Genomic DNA, 17,071 nt, shown 5'->3' on the forward strand with positions numbered 1-17,071 from the left:
AACGAAGCACCCGGAGCCCTGAATGACCCTCGAACGCGAAGCCGCCGCCAACACCGCCAAGGTCCTGTCCGAAGCGCTGCCTTACATTCGCCGCTATGTCGGCAAGACGCTGGTGATCAAATACGGCGGCAACGCGATGGAAAGCGAGGAGCTGAAAACCGGCTTCGCCCGCGACATCGTGCTGATGAAAGCTGTCGGCATTAACCCGGTGGTGGTTCACGGCGGCGGCCCGCAAATCGGCGACCTGCTCAAGCGTCTGTCGATCGAGAGCCACTTCATCGATGGCATGCGCGTGACTGACGCACAAACCATGGATGTGGTGGAAATGGTCCTCGGCGGCCAGGTGAACAAGGACATCGTCAACCTGATCAACCGTCACGGCGGCAGCGCCATCGGCCTGACCGGTAAAGACGCCGAGCTGATTCGTGCGAAGAAGCTCACCGTGACCCGCCAGACGCCGGAGATGACCCAACCGGAAATCATCGACATCGGCCAGGTGGGTGAAGTGGTCGGCATCAACACCGATCTGCTGAATCTGCTGGTCAAAGGCGATTTTATTCCAGTGATCGCGCCGATCGGCGTTGGCGCCAACGGTGAGTCGTACAACATCAACGCCGACCTGGTGGCAGGCAAAGTCGCCGAAGCGCTGAAAGCTGAAAAATTGATGCTGCTGACCAACATCGCAGGCCTGATGGACAAGTCGGGCACGGTCCTGACCGGCCTGACCACCCAACAGGTCGACGACTTGATCGCCGACGGCACGATCTACGGCGGCATGCTGCCGAAGATCCGTTGCGCACTGGAAGCCGTGCAAGGCGGCGTTGGCAGCTCGCTGATCATCGATGGTCGGGTTCCGAATGCAATTCTGCTTGAGATCTTCACCGATACCGGTGTGGGTACTTTGATCAGCAATCGCAAGCGTCACTGATTCAAGTACATCAAAAGATCGCAGCCTTCGGCAGCACCCACGGATGTACGAATATTCCGTAGGAGCTGACGAAGTCTGCGATCTTTTTTTGTGCGCAGGAAATGCCTGACCTGATTAAGCGAAACGTCCGACATCCCGCCAGCATTAGTCCGCATAGGATCGTCCCTGTACCCACAGGAGACCTCACCATGCAAAAAGTTTACGCACCTAACGGCAGCGACGTATCCGCAGGCACCTACGAATGCGCCGACTGCGGCTACGAGTATTCCAACCAATCGAAAAAATCCTTGCCGCCCTGCCCGCAACGCCTGGATTCATTGCACGTACAAAACGGCTGGAAAATCCTCAGCGGCCAAGGAGACGCAACGGACGACCCTTATCCGAAATCCGGTAAGTGATCACGGGAGACTCGGCCATGCAGATCTCGTTCACGATCGACGCCCAGGCTTTCGAGCAGGAGCAGAAGGGGCCGGTCAAAAAGACCCTGAAGATATCCGACAGCGAAATCGCTCATGCCTTACAGCGTATCGCCAAGGCGAGCCTGACCGAATACTTGAAAATGCTGGTTGAAGGCGGTATGCCGAGTCGGGCCGATGAAGCGAAACAGGACCGCTTGCTGTATCTGATTCAAAGCTACTTCGGGCAGACATTGCCGACCGAATCTCAGATATCGACGATTTTTCAGCTGACCCAGAGCCAAAGCAAAACCCTGCTGAAAAACACCGTTTCGCGCTTTCGCAATCAGCTGGACGATATTCTGCAGCACAGCATGCGAGCCGTGATCGAGTCTGCGGAGCATGCGCAGACGGTGTACCTGGTGGTGATCAGTTCTGACGTCATTCGTGATGAGCTGAACATGCTGATCACACAGAACGAACCGACCTTCAAACCCATCACAAAACGTAAAGGCAGCGCCGGGCAGTTCGAGATTAGCGAGGATTCCCACGACCTGCTCTGCGCAACGCTGGGGATCAATGCCGTTCAGTGACATCGTGGCGGTCAGTGGATTGCTGCTGACCTTGACCACCTTCATGTTCAACCTTGCGTGGCCGAGGCTGCATGAAGCACTGGAGCTGGATGAAAGCCAATCTGGCCCGCTCGCCAGAAAACGTAGCCGAAAAAAGGTAACGAACGTTTTGTTCGCCTGCGCGTGGATCGCACACTTTACGTGATGGTTGTGTTTGCACTGATGGTGTTTGCGCTGTTCAACGCCCGGTTAACCCTGCGCCTGTGTGCGAAATGGTGCAGTCTGCGTTAATCGCCAGATGAAAAAAAGGCCCTGTAAAAACAGGGCCTTTACGTCAGACGCCGAACTGGGCGCGGTAGGCTTCAACCGCTGGCAAATGCTGCTTGAGCTGCGGATCGTCCGCCAGGAATTCCAGCACCTGGTTCAACGAAACAATGCTGATCACTGGAATGCCGAAGTCACGCTCCACTTCCTGGATTGCCGACAACTCACCGTTGCCACGCTCCTGACGGTTCAGGGCGATGAGCACGCCCGCCGCCTTGGCGCCGTCCTGGGAAGCGATGATCTGCATCACCTCACGGATTGCAGTGCCAGCGGTGATGACGTCGTCGATGATCAGCACGTCGCCGGTCAACGGTGCACCGACCAGGCTGCCGCCTTCGCCGTGAGCTTTGGCTTCCTTGCGGTTGAAGCACCATGGCAGATCACGACCATGATGTTCGGCCAGGGCCACTGCAGTGGTCGCCGCCAAAGGGATACCTTTGTAGGCTGGACCGAAGAGTACGTCGAACGAAATACCGCTCTCGACGATGGCTGCCGCGTAGAAACGACCCAGCTGCGCAAGGGCCGACCCCGAGTTGAACAGGCCGGCATTAAAGAAGTAAGGACTGGTGCGCCCGGACTTCAGGGTGAACTCGCCGAAGCGCAAAACGCCGCGATCGATGGCAAAACGAATGAAATCGCGCTGATACGCTTGCATGAAAAAAACCCCAAATACCACGGATTTAGCTAATTAGGTTGACGCCGTGTATCATACACGCACGCGATTTTTGGGGCCATTTATGCGGATCATCAGTGTGAACGTCAATGGTATTCAGGCTGCAGTGGAGCGAGGTTTGCTCAGTTGGCTGCAAGCACAGAATGCCGACGTCATCTGCCTGCAGGACACCCGCGCCTCCGCCTTTGAACTGGACGATCCAGCCTTCCAACTGGATGGCTACTTCCTTTATGCCTGCGAAGCCGAAGTTCCCGCCCAAGGTGGCGTGGCTTTGTATTCGCGGCTGCAACCGAAGGCAGTCATCAGCGGTCTCGGGTTCGAGACGGCCGACCGCTACGGGCGCTACCTGCAAGCCGATTTCGACAAGGTCAGCATCGCGACCTTGCTGCTCCCTTCGGGGCAGAATGGCGATGAAGACTTGAACCAGAAGTTCAAGCTAATGGACGATTTCGCCCGTTATCTGGATAAACAGCGACGCAAACGTCGCGAGTACATTTACTGTGGCTCGCTGTACGTGGCGCAACAGAAGCTGGATATCAAGAACTGGCGCGACAGCCAGCAATCCCCGGGTTTCCTGGCACCTGAACGTGCCTGGATGGACGAGATTGTCGGCAACATGGGTTATGTCGATGCCCTGCGCGAAGTCAGCCGTGAAGGTGACCAGTACAGCTGGTGGCCGGATAACGAACAGGCTGAAATGCTCAACCTCGGTTGGCGTTTCGACTATCAGTTGCTGACACCGGGTCTGCGCCGCTTCGTACGTAGCGCGCGTTTGCCTCGCCAGCCACGGTTCTCGCAGCACGCGCCGCTGATCGTGGACTACGACTGGACGCTGACGATTTAAGCGCTTTTTCGCAGACACAAAAAAGCCGACTTCAGTGTCGGCTTTTTTGTGCGCGCCCCATTCCAGTAGGAGCGCGGTGATTATTTGATCAACCGCCACGTGAATGGGTAACGGTAAGGCACCCCTTCATTGGCCTTCACGCCACCGATGATGGTCAGCACCAACGCACCAATCGCCACCAGACCAAACATGAAGAACCCGATGATCACCACCATCAGCAGGAAGCAGATGGCGGAAGCAATGGCGACGGTGATCTGAAAGTTCAGCGCCTCCTTCCCCTGCGCATCGATGAACGGGTCCATCTCGCGCTTCATCTGCCAGAGAATCAGCGGACCGATCAACGTACCGAACGGAATCCAGATCCCCAGCAAGGCGGACAGGTGACAAAACATCGCCCACTGCCGAACCTCTTTGCTCGGGGTGGGAAGTAGCTGTTGCTCGTCACTCATAACGTCCTCCTTGCCTGGAGCGGTCCGATCAGTCGGCCAGTGCAGCCTTTTGCAGTTCGAAGATTTCGGTCATGCCTTTCTTCGCCAGTTCCAGCATCGCGTTCAGCTCTTCCGGCTGGAACGGTGCGCCTTCGGCAGTGCCCTGAACTTCGATGAAGCCGCCAGTGCTGGTCATCACCACGTTCAGGTCAGTTTCGGCTGCCGAGTCTTCCAGATAGTCGAGATCGAGCACAGGCTCGCCCTGATACATGCCCACCGAAACGGCTGCGATCATTTGCTTCAACGGGTCGCCGCCTTTCAGGCCGCCGCGCTTCTTGATCACTTTCAACGCGTCGACCAGTGCAACCATGGCGCCGGTGATGGATGCGGTGCGGGTGCCGCCGTCAGCCTGGATCACGTCGCAGTCGACGTACAAGGTGACGTCGCCCAGCTTGGACATGTCCAGCGAAGCACGCAGGGAACGGCCGATCAGACGCTGGATTTCCAGGGTACGGCCGCCTTGCTTGCCGCGGCTCGCTTCACGCTGGTTACGCTCGCCAGTGGCGCGCGGCAGCATGCCGTATTCAGCGGTCAACCAGCCTTGGCCCTGACCTTTGAGGAACCGCGGCACGCCGTTCTCGACGCTGACGGTGCAGATGACTTTGGTATCACCGAACTCGACCAGTACAGATCCCTCGGCGTGTTTGGTGTAGTTGCGGGTAATGCGGATCGAGCGGAGCTGATCGGCAGCGCGACCACTTGGACGTTTCATAGGGAGTACCTGTACGGGGGACGGAAAACTGCCGAGCATTATAGAGCCGCAGGGCCACGAGTGGGCACTTCTAAAAAAATCCCCCGACGACTGAAGGCCCTGAATAGCGCTTTACCGACGGCCTGCAGCCCTTTGTCACACCTCGTGTTTGGGCGCATTCGCCCCACTGCGCTACAATCCTGCGCCTTTGCTGCCTCTCGGCTTAAATTCATATAGATCAGGCCTGCGAAACCTTTGGTAACGCATGAACCTGCATTGCGAGGTACCTCCATGGTGCACAGCATGACCGCCTTCGCCCGCGTCGAAAAAGCCGGCGCCCAAGGCACCCTTAGCTGGGAACTGCGCTCGGTCAACAGCCGCTACCTGGAGCCGCACTTGCGTCTGCCGGAGTCCTTTCGCGACCTCGAAGGCGCGGTCCGCGAAGCGCTGCGCCAGGGAATCTCCCGGGGCAAGCTCGAATGCACCCTGCGCTTCACCGAAGAAAACACCGACAAACCACTGCAAGTGGACCGCGAGCGCGCCGCCCAACTGGTCGCTGCCGCCGAGACCATCGCCGGCCTGATCAAGAATCCGGCCGCACTGAACCCGCTGGAAGTCCTGGCCTGGCCTGGCGTGCTGGTGGGCGATGCAACTGACCCGCAAGCCTTGAATGCCGAAGCACTGGCGCTGTTCAACGAAGGTCTGAAAGAACTCAAGGCCGGCCGCGAGCGCGAAGGCGCGGAGCTGGCACGGTTGATCAATGATCGCCTGACCTCCATTGAAGAAGACGTGGTGACCCTGCGTGAACTGGTCCCGCAGATGCTCGCCACCCAGCGCCAGAAAGTCCTCGATCGCTTTGCCGACATGAAGGCCGAGATGGACCCGCAGCGGCTGGAGCAGGAAATGGTCATGCTCGCGCAAAAGAGCGACGTCGCCGAAGAACTGGATCGCCTGAGCACTCACATCATCGAAGTTCGCCGGGTGCTCAAATCCGGTGGCGCTGCCGGTCGGCGCCTGGACTTCCTGATGCAAGAGCTCAACCGCGAAGCCAACACACTGGGCTCCAAAGCCTTCGACCCGCGCAGCACCCAGGCGGCGGTCAACCTCAAGGTGTTGATCGAGCAGATGCGCGAACAAGTGCAGAATATTGAGTAAGGCAAACCCGACATGACCCACAGCACCGGCACCCTGTACATCATTTCCGCACCTTCGGGCGCGGGCAAGAGCAGCCTGGTCAAGGCCCTGACCGACGCTAATCAGGAGATCCGCGTCTCCGTCTCCCACACCACACGCGCCATGCGCCCCGGTGAAGTGAACGGCGTGAACTATCACTTCGTCGAACGCAGCGACTTCGTGAAGATGATCGAGCATGGAGATTTCCTCGAGCGCGCCGAAGTGTTCGGCAATCTCTACGGCACTTCGCAAAGCCATCTGCAGCAGACCCTGGACGAAGGCCACGACCTGATTCTGGAAATCGACTGGCAGGGTGCAGAGCAAGTGCGCAAGTTGATGCCCCAGGCTCGTTCGATCTTCATTCTGCCTCCGTCCCTGCAGGCCTTGCACCAGCGCCTGACCAATCGCGGCCAGGACAGCGACGAGATCATCGAGGGCCGGATGCGCGAAGCGGTCAGTGAGATGAGCCACTACGTCGACTACGACTACCTGATCATCAACGACGATTTCGCCCACGCATTGGACGATTTGAAGGCGATTTTCCGCGCCAATCAGCTGCATCAGAAGCGTCAGCAACAGCGTCACGGCAAATTGCTGGCTGAATTACTGGGCTGATTCGCTCTTCCCAAAACCGCTGCAAGGGCTTTACATTGGCACTTGCAGCGCGTTGAAGGGCTTGGTCAAAAAATCAGCGCTTCCCTAAACGCTGGTGATTTTTTAAACTGTTGAGTCCGCTCGCCCAACCGGGCAGCGCGCATATTGCATTCGCTCCGAGGAATACCATGGCCCGCGTAACCGTTGAAGATTGCCTAAACCACGTGGAAAACCGCTTTGAGCTGGTCATGCTGTCTACCAAGCGTGCCCGTCAACTGGCCACCGGCGGCAAAGAGCCACTAGTCCAGTGGGAAAACGACAAGCCTACCGTTGTAGCCTTGCGTGAAATCGCTGAAGGCCTGATGAGCTACGAGTTCATCGCCAATGCTGAAATCGTCGAAGACGAACCGCTGTTCGCAGCGTTCGAGGACGAGTCCAACGAGGCCGTCTAAGCCATGCCTGGTCGACGTAGCACGGCGCGGGGTCACAGCGAACGGCAGGATTTATCATGCCGAGCATAGACGCCCTCGCCGATCGCTTATCGACCTACCTCGGCAAGGACCAGGTCAACCTGGTCCGCCGAGCGTACTTCTACGCCGAACAAGCTCACGATGGCCAACGCCGCCGTAGCGGCGAGGCGTACGTCACGCACCCACTCGCGGTTGCGAATATTCTTGCCGACATGCACATGGACCATCAGAGCCTGATGGCTGCGATGCTGCATGACGTGATCGAAGACACCGGTATTGCCAAGGAAGCGCTGCAAGCGCAGTTCGGCGAAACCGTGGCCGAACTGGTCGACGGGGTCAGCAAACTGACCCAGATGAACTTCGAGACCAAAGCCGAAGCCCAGGCCGAAAACTTCCAGAAAATGGCCATGGCCATGGCCCGCGACATTCGCGTGATCCTGGTCAAGCTGGCTGACCGCCTGCACAACATGCGCACGCTGGAAGTCCTGTCCGGCGAAAAACGCCGACGGATTGCCAAGGAAACCCTGGAAATCTATGCGCCCATTGCCAACCGGCTGGGCATGCACGCCATCCGCATAGAATTCGAAGACCTCGGCTTCAAGGCGATGCACCCGATGCGTTCCGCACGGATTAACCAGGCGGTCAAACGCGCCCGGGGCAACCGCAAGGAAATCGTCAACAAGATCGAAGAATCACTCAGCCACTGCCTGGCCATCGACGGCATTCAGGGCGAGGTCAGCGGTCGTCAGAAACACCTCTACGGCATCTACAAGAAAATGCGCGGCAAGCGTCGGGCCTTCAACGAGATCATGGACGTCTATGCGTTCCGGATCATCGTCGACAAGGTCGATACCTGCTACCGCGTGCTGGGTGCCGTGCACAATTTGTACAAACCGTTGCCGGGGCGCTTCAAGGATTACATCGCGATCCCCAAAGCGAACGGCTACCAGTCGCTGCACACCACATTGTTCGGCATGCACGGTGTTCCGATCGAGATCCAGATCCGCACCCGTGAAATGGAAGAGATGGCCAACAACGGCATCGCCGCGCATTGGCTGTACAAATCCAGCGGCGACGAGCAGCCAAAAGGCACTCACGCCCGCGCCCGTCAGTGGGTCAAAGGCGTGCTGGAGATGCAGCAACGGGCCGGCAACTCGCTGGAATTCATCGAGAGCGTCAAGATTGACCTGTTCCCGGACGAGGTCTACGTGTTCACGCCCAAAGGCCGGATCATGGAGCTGCCTAAAGGCTCCACGGCGGTCGACTTCGCTTACGCGGTGCACACCGACGTGGGCAACAGCTGCATTGCCTGTCGGATCAATCGTCGTCTCGCACCGCTGTCCGAACCGTTGCAAAGCGGCTCCACGGTCGAGATCGTCAGCGCCCCCGGCGCGCGGCCGAACCCGGCGTGGCTCAACTTCGTGGTCACCGGCAAGGCGCGGACCCACATCCGACATGCACTGAAACTGCAACGCCGCTCCGAATCCATCAGCCTCGGCGAACGCCTACTGAACAAAGTGCTGAATGGCTTCGACAGCTCGCTGGAGAAAGTCGCGGCCGAGCGAGTCAAAGCGATGCTCACCGAGTACCGTCTCGAACTGATCGAAGACTTGCTCGAAGACATCGGCCTGGGCAATCGCATGGCTTATGTGGTCGCTCGCCGCCTGCTCGGCGAAGGCGAACAGCTGCCAAGCGCGGAAGGCCCGCTGGCGATTCGTGGCACCGAAGGCCTGGTGCTCAGCTACGCCAAGTGCTGCACACCGATCCCGGGCGACCCGATTGTCGGCCACTTGTCCGCGGGCAAAGGCATGGTCGTGCACTTGGACAACTGCCGCAACATCAGCGAAATCCGCCACAATCCGGAAAAATGTATCCAGCTCTCGTGGGCCAAGGATGTCACCGGCGAATTCAATGTCGAACTGCGCGTCGAGCTGGAACACCAGCGCGGCCTGATCGCTCTGCTGGCCAGCAGCGTCAACGCGGCCGACGGCAATATCGAAAAAATCAGCATGGACGAACGCGATGGTCGCATCAGCGTGGTCCAACTGGTGGTCAGCGTGCACGACCGCGTGCACCTGGCCCGCGTGATCAAGAAACTGCGCGCCCTGACCGGGGTGATTCGCATCACTCGCATGCGTGCGTAAGCCACTCATTACAAGGAGTCATTCATGACCAAAACAGTTATCACCAGCGACAAGGCCCCGGCCGCCATCGGTACTTACTCCCAGGCGATCAAGGCTGGCAACACCGTTTACATGTCGGGTCAAATTCCTCTGGACCCAAAAACCATGGAACTGGTTGAGGGCTTCGAAGCCCAGACCGTCCAGGTGTTCGAGAACCTCAAAGCCGTCGCCGAAGCCGCTGGCGGTTCGTTCAAGGACATCGTCAAATTGAACATCTTCCTCACCGACCTGAGCCACTTCGCCAAGGTCAACGAGATCATGGGCAAGTACTTTGACCAGCCTTATCCTGCCCGCGCCGCCATTGGCGTAGCAGCCCTGCCAAAGGGTTCGCAGGTTGAAATGGATGCCATTCTGGTCATCGAGTAATGCGCCCGGCGCAGCCCTTCACGGCTGCGCCGCTGCCGAACGTATAAAAAGCGTTTTGAAAGGATTCCACCATGCGCCAAGCGCTTGTTCTCTCGCTGCTCGCCCTATTCCTGGGCGGTTGTGCCAGCAACCCCGCCGACCGTGATATCAGCGGTACCTGGATCAATCAGGTGGCGATCGATGCTGCATCCAAAGGCGGCCCCCTGCGTGAAGCGCTCCAGGCCTATGGCCCGAACCTGGAATGGGACGTCAACACCAAGGCCAGTCAGGCCCGCTACACCAATGGTTTTGAAAACGTCGACGGCAAGCTGCTGGGCGAAGAGTCCGGGGCCTGGAAAATCGACTTTTATGGCAGCTCCGCCAGCGAGCTGAAGCGTGACGGCAAGCAACTGAGCCAAGCCGCCAACGACAATGAGCCGGAGCAAGTCTTCGATCGCGCTCAGGTTCAGGTGCCAGACGGCGCACCAATCGGCGCCAGCTTCGAGCGCGCGCTGTACTCGGCCTACATGGGCGGCAGCTGGAAAGTCGTCAGCGGTCCCGGTGAAGGCAATACCGTGCAATTCCAGGCTGACGGCCAGGTTGCCGGCCTGCCGGGTGCGGATCGCTATGCCTTGTGTCTGGCCGGTGATTGCGCTTCGATGAGCAGCGGTAACGACAACATGTGGCTGCAAGTGAATGGCCAGGGCAACACCTGGATCTTTGCGCGCAAGGGCAAAGAACTAGAGATCCTCCAGGCCGTAAACACGGCTCAGGCAGACGAGATGCCTTCGTTCACACCGGGTGAGCGCAAGTGGTTACTGGAAAAGCAGTAACCCGCCCCTAAAGGCCAACACATTTGGTTTGTGGGGTGTGGGAGTTAGCAGCGGCCTTCGAGGATCGCGGCGTAGCCTTCTCGATAGCTTGAGTACTTCGGCGTCCAGCCCAAGGCCTTCGCCCGAGCATTGCTGCACTGCTTGCTGCCGGTGCGCCGTACGCTCGCGTCTTCAGCCCATTCGGTCACGCCCAGATACTCACGCAACCAGCCCACCACTTCGGCCAGCGGCGCAGGCGCGTCGTCCACTCCGATATAGACCTCATCCAGCGCCACACCGCGTCGATCCGCTTCAAGCAGGTAAGCCAAAAGCCCCGCCGCGTCGTCGGCGTGAATGCGATTGCCGTACAGCGGCGGGTCAACGGCCACGCGATAACCCCGACGAACCTGCGTCAGCAGCCATTCGCGGCCCGGGCCGTAAATGCCGGTCAAACGCACGATGCTGGCCGGGATGCCGCTTTGGAGTGCCACTTGCTCAGCCTCCAGCATCAATCGACCTGAATAGCCTGCTGCAACGGTCGGCGAAGTCTCGTCGACCCACTCGCCATCCTGCTGGCCATACACACTGCTGCTGGAAACAAACAGCAGGCGATTGGGCACCTGACCGTAGTCGTTCAGCCAGTCCAGCACATGCTGCAAGCCCTGCACATAAGCAGCGCGATAACCGGCTTCATCGTGATCGGTAGCGGCGGCACAATACACCAGATAATCCACCGCACCGACTGGCCAGGTCGCCGGACAGTCTTCATTGAACAAGTCACCGGCAACGCCGATCACGCCCTTTGGCAGACGCGAGACATCACGCCGCAAGCCGTGAACCTCCCATCCGCCAGCCAACAATTGCGTGGCCAGACGACTACCAACATCACCACAGCCGGCGATCAAAACAGAGGGCGCGGACATCAGAAAACTCCCATCAGAAAGGCACAGACTAGCGCCGGCAATGGACGAGCGGCTAGCAATGAAGGAAAAAAAGATACTCTATTACTTTTGTTAACAAGAATTACTTGCAATAATGCCTGCCACTTTTGTTCTCGGCCTCACGAGGCCTGGAAGAGCATCTACCGTTTTTCTTTCTCAGGTCCGGCCAGCATGACACGCAATCAATTCCCCGCTTCGCCAACCAAACGACCTCGCGCCTGGAGCGCGGTGGCCGCCCTGCTGCTCAGCCTGATGCTGGCGCCGACCGCCGCTTTCGCTGACGCACAAGCGCCAGCCGCTCCGGCAGCCACTGCTGCTCCAGCTCCAACTCCAGCTGATCATGTTACCCCGGCTGCGACCGACCCGGCCCAAGCTGTAGACACCACTGCCGAAGACATTCCGGAAGTCCTCGAAGCCGACAACACCCTGGGCATGGCCCACGACCTGTCGCCGTGGGGCATGTACCAGAACGCCGACATCATCGTGAAAATCGTGATGATCGGTCTGGCCATCGCCTCGATCATCACCTGGACCATCTGGATCGCCAAAGGCTTCGAGCTGATGGGCGCCAAGCGTCGTCTGCGCACCGAAATCGTCCACCTGAAAAAAGCCACCACGCTTAAAGAAGCCAGTGTGACCGCCACCAAGCAAGGCACCCTCGCCAATTTGCTGGTGCATGACGCCCTGGAAGAGATGCGTTTGTCGGTCAACAGCCGCGAGAAAGAAGGCATCAAGGAACGCGTCGCCTTCCGCCTTGAGCGTCTGGTTGCAGCCTGCGGTCGCAACATGAGCAGCGGCACCGGCGTGCTCGCCACCATCGGTTCCACCGCGCCGTTCGTCGGCCTGTTCGGTACCGTGTGGGGCATCATGAACAGCTTCATCGGCATCGCCAAAACCCAGACCACCAACCTCGCTGTCGTCGCTCCCGGCATCGCCGAAGCCCTGCTGGCAACCGCGCTGGGTCTGGTTGCAGCGATTCCGGCCGTTGTGATCTACAACGTCTTTGCCCGCTCCATCGCCGGTTACAAGGCGCAGGTGTCCGACGCTTCGGCAGAAGTCCTGCTGCTGGTCAGCCGTGACCTCGATCACCTGCCGACCACCGAGCGCTCCGCGCAACCCCACATGGTCAAAGTAGGGTAATCAGCCATGGGCTTGCATTTGAAAGAAGGCGCAGACGACGATCTGGCCGAGAACCACGAAATCAACGTCACGCCGTTCATCGACGTGATGCTGGTGCTGTTGATCATCTTCATGGTGGCGGCCCCGCTCGCCACCGTGGACATCAAGGTCGACCTGCCCGCTTCCAGCGCCAAACCGGCGCCACGGCCAGAGAAACCGGTGTTCCTCAGCGTCAAGGCAGATCAACGCCTGTTCCTCGGCGAAGACGAGGTGAAGGCCGAAGCACTCGGCGCCACCCTCGACGCCAGGACCAAAGGCAAGAAAGACACGACGATCTTCTTCCAGGCCGATAAAGGCGTGGACTACGGCGACCTGATGAGCGTGATGGACAACCTGCGCTCTGCCGGTTACCTGAAGGTGGGTCTGGTCGGACTCGAGACGGCAGCCAAGAAATGATCACGACGCGCCAAAAGCTGACGCGTTATAGCGGGAGCCTGGCCGTGGTGCTGGGCGTCCATGCGCTGGCCATTGCGCTGGCGCTGAACTGGACGTCGCGCCCACCGATCGAACTGCCGCCGCAGGCGATGATGGTCGAATTGGCACCGGTTCCGGCCCCGCCACCGCCGGCACCGCCGAAGGTCATAACGCCGCCACAGCCACCCGCCCCGGTGGAAGAACTGCCGATACCGAAGCTGGCTGAAGTGCCGAAGGCCGAGATCGCCGTCCCGAAACCGGTCAAACCCAAGCCCAAGCCTCAACCGCCCAAGCCTGTGGAGAAAAAGCCGGAACCGCCTAAAGAGAAGCCGTCCGAGGAAAAACCGAGCGACGCGCAACCGACTCAGGCGCCAACGGAGAAATCCGCACAACCGGCACCGGGCCCATCACCGGCGCAGCAAGCGGCCAAGGCCAGTTGGCAAGGCACCCTGCTCGCTCACTTGGCCAAGTACAAGAAGTACCCGGCCAGTGCGCAGGCGCGGAGCAAGGAAGGGATGAACCGTCTGCGCTTCGTGGTGGATGCCGAAGGTAACGTGTTGTCGTTTGAACTGGTGACCGCTTCCGGTAATGCCGATCTGGACCGGGCCACCCTGGAAATGATCCGCCGCGCCCAACCGCTGCCAAAACCACCGGCCGACATGCTGAACAACGGCTCGATCGAAATCGTTGCACCGTTTGTTTACTCGCTGGAAAAACGCCGCTGATCAATGTGGGAGCGAGCTTGCTCGCGATGGGGCGATCACATTCAACATCTTCGTGGACTGTTGCATTGCATATCGCGAGCAAGCTCGCTCCCACAGGTTCCCAATCCGGCCAAAAGGGTACTGAAAGGTGCCTTTTGTTTATCTGCCAGCGGCAAACCTGCTTGCCCTGTGTCACTTAACACACTCAGTCTGATAACGTGCGTCTATCGATTGCAGCCGGTATGCTTGGCTCGCAACTTCATGGACGCTTGCTATGACTCTTACAGAATTACGCTACATCGTTACCCTCGCCCAAGAGCAGCACTTCGGCCACGCGGCCGAGCGTTGCCATGTCAGCCAGCCGACCCTGTCGGTGGGCGTGAAAAAGCTTGAAGACGAACTCGGTGTGCTGATTTTCGAGCGCAGCAAGAGTGCCGTGCGCCTGACCCCGGTCGGCGAAGGCATTGTCGCCCAGGCGCAGAAAGTCCTGGAGCAAGCCCAAGGCATCCGCGAACTGGCCCAGGCCGGCAAGAACCAGCTGACTGCCCCGCTGAAAGTCGGCGCGATCTACACCGTCGGCCCGTACCTGTTTCCGCACCTGATTCCACAACTGCACCGGGTCGCCCCGCAGATGCCGTTGTACATCGAAGAAAACTTCACCCACGTGCTGCGCGACAAACTGCGCAACGGCGAGCTCGACGCGATCATCATCGCCCTGCCGTTCAACGAAGCCGACGTCCTGACCCTGCAGCTCTACGACGAGCCGTTCTACGTCCTGATGCCGGCCCAGCACCCGTGGACCCAAAAAGAAACCATCGACGCCAGCCTGCTCAACGACAAGAGCCTGCTGCTGCTCGGCGAAGGCCACTGCTTCCGCGATCAAGTGCTGGAAGCCTGCCCGACCCTCGCCAAAGGCAACGACGGCGCCAAGCACACCACGGTGGAATCCAGTTCCCTGGAAACCATCCGCCACATGGTTGCGTCCGGCCTCGGCATCTCGATCCTGCCGCTGTCGGCAGTCGACAGCCATCACTACGCTCCCGGCGTGATCGAAGTGCGCCCACTGACGCCTCCGGTGCCGTTCCGCACCGTGGCCATCGCCTGGCGCGCGAGCTTTCCGCGGCCGAAGGCGATTGAAATCCTCGCTGACTCCATTCGCCTGTGCTCGGTGGCCCAGCCGCAAGCACCGGTGGTTGCGGCCTAAGTCGCTGCCATGACCGAGTTGTCGCAAGTGTCGGTGACGGCCCTCAAGGGTGTCGGTGAAGCCATGGCCGAGAAATTGGCCAAGGTCGGCCTGGAGAATCTTCAGGACGTGCTTTTTCACCTGCCGTTGCGTTATCAGGACCGCACTCGCGTGGTCCCGATCGGCCATTTGCGGCCGGGCCAGGACGCCGTGATCGAAGGCACCGTCAGCGGCGCCGACGTGGTCATGGGCCGTCGCCGAAGCCTGGTGGTGCGCCTGCAGGACGGCACCGGCGGGCTCAGCCTGCGTTTCTACCATTTCAGCAACGCTCAGAAAGAAGGCCTCAAACGCGGCACGCGCATTCGCTGCTACGGCGAAGCGCGGCCCGGTGCGTCGGGGCTGGAGATCTATCACCCGGAATACCGCTCCATCACCGGCGACGAGCCGCCGCCGGTGGATGAAACCCTGACCCCGGTCTACCCGCTCACCGAAGGCCTGACCCAGCAGCGCTTGCGCCAGTTGTGCATGCAGACCCTGACGATGCTCGGCCCCACCAGCCTGCCCGACTGGCTGCCGACCGAACTGGCGCGGGATTATCAACTGGCGCCCCTGGCCGATGCGATCCGCTACCTGCATCACCCACCCGCCGATGCCGATGTCGACGAACTCGCCCTCGGTCATCACTGGGCCCAGCACCGTCTAGCCTTCGAAGAACTGCTGACGCATCAACTGTCCCAGCAGCGCCTGCGCGAGAGCATGCGTTCCCTGCGCGCGCCGGCGATGCCAAATGCCACCCGGCTGCCGGCCCAGTATCTGGCCAATCTTGGCTTCACGCCGACCGGCGCTCAGCAACGGGTCGGCAACGAAATCGCTTACGACCTCAATCAGCACGAACCCATGTTGCGGCTGATTCAGGGCGACGTTGGCGCCGGTAAAACCGTGGTCGCTGCCCTCGCCGCACTCCAGGCCCTGGAGGCCGGTTATCAAGTGGCACTGATGGCGCCCACCGAAATCCTCGCCGAGCAGCATTTCATCACCTTCAAACGCTGGCTCGAACCGCTGGGCATCGAAGTCGCGTGGCTGGCCGGCAAGCTCAAAGGCAAGAACCGCGTGGCCGCGCTGGAACAGATCGCCAGCGGCACGCCGATGGTGGTCGGCACCCACGCGCTGTTCCAGGACGAAGTGCAGTTCAAGAACCTGGCCTTGGTGATCATCGACGAACAACACCGCTTCGGCGTGCAACAGCGCCTGGCATTGCGCCAGAAAGGCGTCGGTGGGCGGATGTGTCCGCACCAGTTGATCATGACCGCCACACCGATTCCGCGGACGCTGGCCATGAGCGCCTACGCCGACCTCGACACCTCGATCCTCGACGAACTACCGCCCGGTCGAACCCCGGTGAACACCGTGCTGATCACCGATACCCGGCGCGTCGAAGTCATCGAGCGGGTGCGCGGTGCCTGTGCCGAAGGACGTCAGGCCTATTGGGTGTGCACGCTGATCGAAGAGTCGGAAGAGCTGACCTGCCAAGCCGCCGAAACCACTTACGAAGACCTCACCGCCGCCCTCGGCGAGCTGAAGGTCGGGCTCATCCACGGTCGCATGAAGCCCGTCGAGAAAGCCGCCGTCATGGCTGAATTCAAGGCCGGCAACCTGCAACTGTTGGTCGCAACCACGGTGATTGAAGTCGGCGTCGACGTGCCCAACGCCAGCCTGATGATCATCGAAAACCCTGAACGCCTCGGACTCGCGCAGTTGCACCAGTTGCGCGGTCGCGTCGGTCGAGGCAGTGCCGCCAGCCATTGCGTGCTGCTTTACCATCCGCCGCTGTCACAGATCGGTCGTCAGCGACTGGGCATCATGCGCGAAACCAACGACGGTTTTGTCATCGCCGAAAAAGACCTCGAGCTGCGCGGCCCCGGCGAAATGCTCGGCACGCGTCAGACCGGCCTGCTGCAATTCAAAGTCGCTGACCTGATGCGCGACGCCGATCTGCTGCCCGCTGTGCGAGACGCCGCCCAAGCGCTGCTGGAACGCTGGCCGGATCACGTCAGCCCGCTGCTCGACCGCTGGCTACGTCATGGGCAGCAATACGGCCAAGTGTGAGCACCGTCGCAGTTTCTGAACCACCGTTCTGAGCAAGCTGGTTATACTCCTG

The 17,071-nt window shown here is 59.9% G+C and carries 20 protein-coding genes; 16 read left to right on the forward strand and 4 right to left on the reverse strand.

Going from position 1 to position 17,071, the window contains the following annotated elements:
* Positions 1–22 precede the first annotated feature (22 nt).
* The 4 genes from argB to ACYZT7_RS00140 all read left to right on the forward strand — a co-directional run bounded on the left by argB (position 23) and on the right by ACYZT7_RS00140 (position 2,100).
* Positions 23–928 carry an acetylglutamate kinase gene (gene argB / locus ACYZT7_RS00125; protein ID WP_008007602.1) on the forward strand — a complete coding sequence of 302 codons (906 nt, stop codon included), beginning with the start codon at positions 23–25 and terminating at the stop codon, positions 926–928.
* 188 nt (positions 929–1,116) lie between these two features.
* Positions 1,117–1,326 (forward strand): hypothetical protein, encoded by a 210-nt coding sequence (locus ACYZT7_RS00130; RefSeq protein WP_134420911.1) that lies wholly within the window; start codon positions 1,117–1,119, stop codon positions 1,324–1,326.
* A 17-nt stretch (positions 1,327–1,343) separates the two neighbouring features.
* Positions 1,344–1,916 (forward strand): hypothetical protein, encoded by a 573-nt coding sequence (locus ACYZT7_RS00135; RefSeq protein ID WP_462039480.1) that lies wholly within the window; start codon positions 1,344–1,346, stop codon positions 1,914–1,916.
* A complete protein-coding gene (locus ACYZT7_RS00140; protein WP_462039481.1) occupies positions 1,903–2,100 on the forward strand; it encodes a hypothetical protein in 198 nt (65 codons plus the stop codon). The genes ACYZT7_RS00135 and ACYZT7_RS00140 overlap by 14 nt, the downstream gene beginning before the upstream one ends.
* A gap of 129 nt (positions 2,101–2,229) precedes the next feature.
* Here the strand turns inward: ACYZT7_RS00140 and pyrE are convergent, their stop codons facing one another.
* The gene (gene pyrE, locus ACYZT7_RS00145; protein ID WP_007894680.1) at positions 2,230–2,874 is read right to left on the reverse strand and encodes an orotate phosphoribosyltransferase; all 645 of its coding nucleotides are present in this window, start codon (positions 2,872–2,874) and stop codon (positions 2,230–2,232) included.
* An 82-nt stretch (positions 2,875–2,956) separates the two neighbouring features.
* Between pyrE and ACYZT7_RS00150 the strand changes: the two genes are divergently transcribed.
* Complete coding sequence (locus ACYZT7_RS00150; RefSeq protein WP_007934608.1) at positions 2,957–3,736, forward strand: exodeoxyribonuclease III; 780 nt, start codon at positions 2,957–2,959, stop codon at positions 3,734–3,736.
* 80 nt (positions 3,737–3,816) lie between these two features.
* Here the strand turns inward: ACYZT7_RS00150 and ACYZT7_RS00155 are convergent, their stop codons facing one another.
* Positions 3,817–4,185, reverse strand: coding sequence for a DUF4870 domain-containing protein (locus ACYZT7_RS00155; RefSeq protein WP_207259900.1), 369 nt, complete (start codon positions 4,183–4,185; stop codon positions 3,817–3,819).
* Positions 4,186–4,213: 28 nt separating this feature from the next.
* A complete protein-coding gene (gene rph / locus ACYZT7_RS00160) occupies positions 4,214–4,936 on the reverse strand; it encodes a ribonuclease PH (protein WP_010465211.1) in 723 nt (240 codons plus the stop codon).
* 270 nt (positions 4,937–5,206) lie between these two features.
* Here rph and ACYZT7_RS00165 point away from each other — a divergent pair, with 270 nt between their 5' ends.
* The 6 genes from ACYZT7_RS00165 to ACYZT7_RS00190 all read left to right on the forward strand — a co-directional run bounded on the left by ACYZT7_RS00165 (position 5,207) and on the right by ACYZT7_RS00190 (position 10,513).
* The gene (locus tag ACYZT7_RS00165) at positions 5,207–6,070 is read left to right on the forward strand and encodes a YicC/YloC family endoribonuclease (RefSeq protein ID WP_008150145.1); all 864 of its coding nucleotides are present in this window, start codon (positions 5,207–5,209) and stop codon (positions 6,068–6,070) included.
* Between the two features lie 12 nt (positions 6,071–6,082).
* Positions 6,083–6,703 (forward strand): guanylate kinase, encoded by a 621-nt coding sequence (gene gmk / locus ACYZT7_RS00170; protein WP_462039482.1) that lies wholly within the window; start codon positions 6,083–6,085, stop codon positions 6,701–6,703.
* A gap of 167 nt (positions 6,704–6,870) precedes the next feature.
* Positions 6,871–7,134, forward strand: a complete 264-nt coding sequence (gene rpoZ, locus ACYZT7_RS00175) for a DNA-directed RNA polymerase subunit omega (RefSeq protein ID WP_007894670.1) — start codon at positions 6,871–6,873, stop codon at positions 7,132–7,134.
* A gap of 56 nt (positions 7,135–7,190) precedes the next feature.
* Complete coding sequence (gene spoT, locus ACYZT7_RS00180) at positions 7,191–9,296, forward strand: bifunctional GTP diphosphokinase/guanosine-3',5'-bis pyrophosphate 3'-pyrophosphohydrolase (protein ID WP_033059343.1); 2,106 nt, start codon at positions 7,191–7,193, stop codon at positions 9,294–9,296.
* A 24-nt stretch (positions 9,297–9,320) separates the two neighbouring features.
* Entirely contained in the window at positions 9,321–9,701 is a 381-nt protein-coding gene (locus tag ACYZT7_RS00185; protein WP_003229509.1) for a RidA family protein, read from the forward strand.
* A gap of 71 nt (positions 9,702–9,772) precedes the next feature.
* Entirely contained in the window at positions 9,773–10,513 is a 741-nt protein-coding gene (locus ACYZT7_RS00190; protein ID WP_461967174.1) for a hypothetical protein, read from the forward strand.
* Positions 10,514–10,557: 44 nt separating this feature from the next.
* Here the strand turns inward: ACYZT7_RS00190 and ACYZT7_RS00195 are convergent, their stop codons facing one another.
* On the reverse strand, positions 10,558–11,415 hold the full coding sequence (locus ACYZT7_RS00195; RefSeq protein ID WP_462039483.1) for an SDR family oxidoreductase: 858 nt from the start codon (positions 11,413–11,415) through the stop codon (positions 10,558–10,560).
* A gap of 189 nt (positions 11,416–11,604) precedes the next feature.
* Between ACYZT7_RS00195 and exbB the strand changes: the two genes are divergently transcribed.
* The 5 genes from exbB (at position 11,605) to recG (ending at position 17,019) form a co-directional block, all read left to right on the forward strand.
* Positions 11,605–12,573 (forward strand): tonB-system energizer ExbB, encoded by a 969-nt coding sequence (exbB, locus tag ACYZT7_RS00200; RefSeq protein WP_462039484.1) that lies wholly within the window; start codon positions 11,605–11,607, stop codon positions 12,571–12,573.
* A 6-nt stretch (positions 12,574–12,579) separates the two neighbouring features.
* A complete protein-coding gene (gene exbD, locus ACYZT7_RS00205; RefSeq protein WP_095126905.1) occupies positions 12,580–13,008 on the forward strand; it encodes a TonB system transport protein ExbD in 429 nt (142 codons plus the stop codon).
* Positions 13,005–13,751, forward strand: a complete 747-nt coding sequence (locus ACYZT7_RS00210) for an energy transducer TonB family protein (RefSeq protein WP_462039485.1) — start codon at positions 13,005–13,007, stop codon at positions 13,749–13,751. The genes exbD and ACYZT7_RS00210 overlap by 4 nt, the downstream gene beginning before the upstream one ends.
* A 253-nt stretch (positions 13,752–14,004) precedes the next feature.
* Positions 14,005–14,934: a LysR substrate-binding domain-containing protein gene (locus tag ACYZT7_RS00215; RefSeq protein WP_462039486.1), complete on the forward strand. Its 930-nt coding sequence runs from the start codon at positions 14,005–14,007 to the stop codon at positions 14,932–14,934.
* A 9-nt stretch (positions 14,935–14,943) separates the two neighbouring features.
* Complete coding sequence (gene recG / locus ACYZT7_RS00220) at positions 14,944–17,019, forward strand: ATP-dependent DNA helicase RecG (protein ID WP_462039487.1); 2,076 nt, start codon at positions 14,944–14,946, stop codon at positions 17,017–17,019.
* Positions 17,020–17,071: the final 52 nt, after the last annotated feature.

The organism is Pseudomonas sp. RT4P38, from assembly GCF_054897765.1.